The organism is Actinomycetota bacterium (assembly GCA_036280995.1).
Lineage (GTDB): Bacteria > Actinomycetota > CALGFH01 > CALGFH01 > CALGFH01 > CALGFH01.
Map to the genome: position 1 here is coordinate 1 of DASUPQ010000876.1, position 2,358 is coordinate 2,358.

General features: G+C 72.1%; 3 protein-coding genes. All 3 read left to right on the forward strand.

Annotated features, from left to right (window positions below; genetic code table 11):
* The first annotated feature begins 264 nt into the window (after positions 1–264).
* Complete coding sequence (locus VF468_29425; protein HEX5882409.1) at positions 265–765, forward strand: hypothetical protein; 501 nt, start codon at positions 265–267, stop codon at positions 763–765.
* A 276-nt stretch (positions 766–1,041) separates the two neighbouring features.
* Positions 1,042–1,566 (forward strand): hypothetical protein, encoded by a 525-nt coding sequence (locus VF468_29430; protein HEX5882410.1) that lies wholly within the window; start codon positions 1,042–1,044, stop codon positions 1,564–1,566.
* On the forward strand, positions 1,566–2,358 hold a 793-nt coding region (locus VF468_29435), incomplete at its 3' end, for an alcohol dehydrogenase catalytic domain-containing protein (GenBank protein HEX5882411.1). The genes VF468_29430 and VF468_29435, both read left to right, overlap by 1 nt.

The following is a 2,358-nucleotide window of genomic DNA, read 5'->3' on the forward strand; positions in this document are numbered from 1 at the left end:
TGGATTGGTCCAGTTCAAGTGAGACGTGGACCAGAACTACTGTCCCGTCTCACTGAAGTTGGCCCGGGAGCACGTCATTCGGCTGGTTGTCTCACTGAAGTTGGCCCGTGATGGCCATTCTCTCGGCGGTGTCTCACTGAAGTTGGCCCGTGAGCGCCATTCTCTCTACACGTCTCACTGAATCTGGCCCGCGATGGTGGTTCTCTCGGTCGGGTATCGGTGGAACACTGCGGTGCGATGCACCCCGAGTACTACCAGCGATGGATGGACCTGCTGGTCGCCCGGCTCGAACCGGGCGAGCAGGTCCTTGCGCGGGGCAGGGCCTTTGAACCAAGCGACGCCCTCCGGTTCGACCTGTCCACGGTGATCAGCGGTCCTGGTTGCGCCGTGGCCGTGACCGAGCGCCGTGTGCTGTGGGTCAGCGGTGACGACGACCGATGGGTCAGGTCGCTCCGGTTCGACCTGGTGCGGTCCCATGCCGAGATCACGCAGGCGCATCGGTACGCGCTGGCCCTGGACCACGAGAGCATCGAACGGCGGCGGTCGGTTCCGGCACATCAGCTGCTCTGGTGGTCCTGGGGCAACGCCGAGACGGTGCAAGTTGTCACGAGCAGCGTGCTGGCCTTTAGCCGTCGCGACACCAAGGCGGCGCGAGCGATCAGGAGTCGGCTGCAGGCGGTGGGGGTCCCGGCCGGCGAGCCACGCTCGCTGCCACCGCACCGACGTCGCGGCCAGGAGTTGCCGTATCGGGTCCTGAGAGCCTAACCGAGACTCGGCGTGCCCAGCTGCTGTATCGCCCAGACGCTGGTCTGCTGGGCGCAGGCGAGTGCAAGCTCGCCGAGCCCAAGACCCTCAGGTTCCGGCGGTGGCATGTGGCCGATCCGGCCGGTTCCCGCCTGCGCCTGGTACTGCCTCGGCGGGTATGGCGGGAACGTTGTAATGTTCCCGCTACGGTCCTGACAGTCCCAGACCTCGTCTTGGTGCTCTGCAGGGGCGCGTCGCCGTCGAAGCAGTGGCCCCTGCCTTCGGGTGAGGGGAAGCATGGCCAACGCCGGCGACGAACAGCAGCGCGAGCGGCAACGCCAGCAGCGGGAGCTGGCGGAGACCCGTCGCAACTTCGCCGAGATGGGCGCCCGCATGGGCTCCCTGTTCGAGCCGGCCGACGCCGACGAGCCCAAGCCGGCGCCGCCGTCCGAGCAGCGGGCCCTGCCGGCCCCCCCTCCGGCGCCGTCGCTGTTCGCGGGGCGACCCCGCTGGTGGTGGGCGGCCGCGCTGACGCTGCTGTTCCTCGTCGGCGGCCTGTTCGGCTGGCTCCTCAGGGGCGAGGGGGGCTCGGAGCCCCCGCCGAGCCCGACCACGGTGGCTGCGGCGGTGCGGCCCCCGGCCCCGCCGGAGACGGTGATCCGGACACGCATCAGCGTGCCCGAGGCGTGCCTCGACACGGCCAAGCTGGGCGACGAGGTCATCGCCCGTCTGACGAGCAACCAGCGTGACGACCGCCTGTTCCCGGCGCTCCGGAAGTACACCATCGCCAGCCAGGCCTGCCGCAGGGAGGCATCGCCCTGATGCGACGGATGCAAGCCGCAGGCATCGACGCGTTCGGCGGCCAGGTGCGCCTGCTCGAACTCGCAGCGCCGCCGTCTCCTGCGCCGGACGAGGTCGTGATCTCGGTGCACGCGGCAGGGGTCGCCAACTGGGACGAGTTCGTCCGGGTCGGCGACTGGGACGTGGGCCGCCGGCCGCCGCTGGCGCTGGGCGTCGAGGCGGCGGGTGTGGTCGCCGCGGTCGGCGAGGACGTGAGGGGCCTGGCAGCGGGCGACCAGGTGCTCACTCACCCCGTGCCGCTCCGGCACCAGGGCGCGTGGGCGCAGTGGCTGCTGGCTCCGGCCGCGCTGGTGGCGCGGAAGCCGGCCGTCGTCGGCTGGGAGCAGGCGGCCGCGTTCCCGGTGCCCGCGCTCACCGCGGACCAGGCGCTCACAGCGGCCGCACCCGCGCCGGACGGCCAGTGGGTGCTGGTGCATGGCGCCGGCGGCGTCACCGGCGGGCTGACCGTGCAACTGGCGGTCGCTCGCGGGGCGACCGTCGTCGCGACCGCCGGCCCCTCCAGCGCGCCGCGGGTTCGCGGCTACGGCGCGCGCGTCGTGCTCGACTATCACGATCCGCGGTGGCCGGCGCACGTGCGGGACGCAACTCCGGATGGCGTCGGCGTCGGGGCCGCCGTGAACGCGGCCCCCGGGGGCGCGGCGACCGCGCTGCTGGCTGTGGCGAGCGGCGGCCGCCTGGCGACGATCACCGGCGATCCGCCCCCGCCCGAACGAGGGGTCGAGGTCACCGACGTCTACGTGCGAGCCGACGGTG

Bases quoted from the DNA above. Each gene is read 5' to 3' on its own strand.
- VF468_29425 (HEX5882409.1), top strand. From the start codon at position 265: ATGGACCTGCTGGTCGCCCGGCTCGAACCGGGCGAGCAGGTCCTTGCG.
- VF468_29430 (HEX5882410.1), top strand. From the start codon at position 1,042: ATGGCCAACGCCGGCGACGAACAGCAGCGCGAGCGGCAACGCCAGCAG.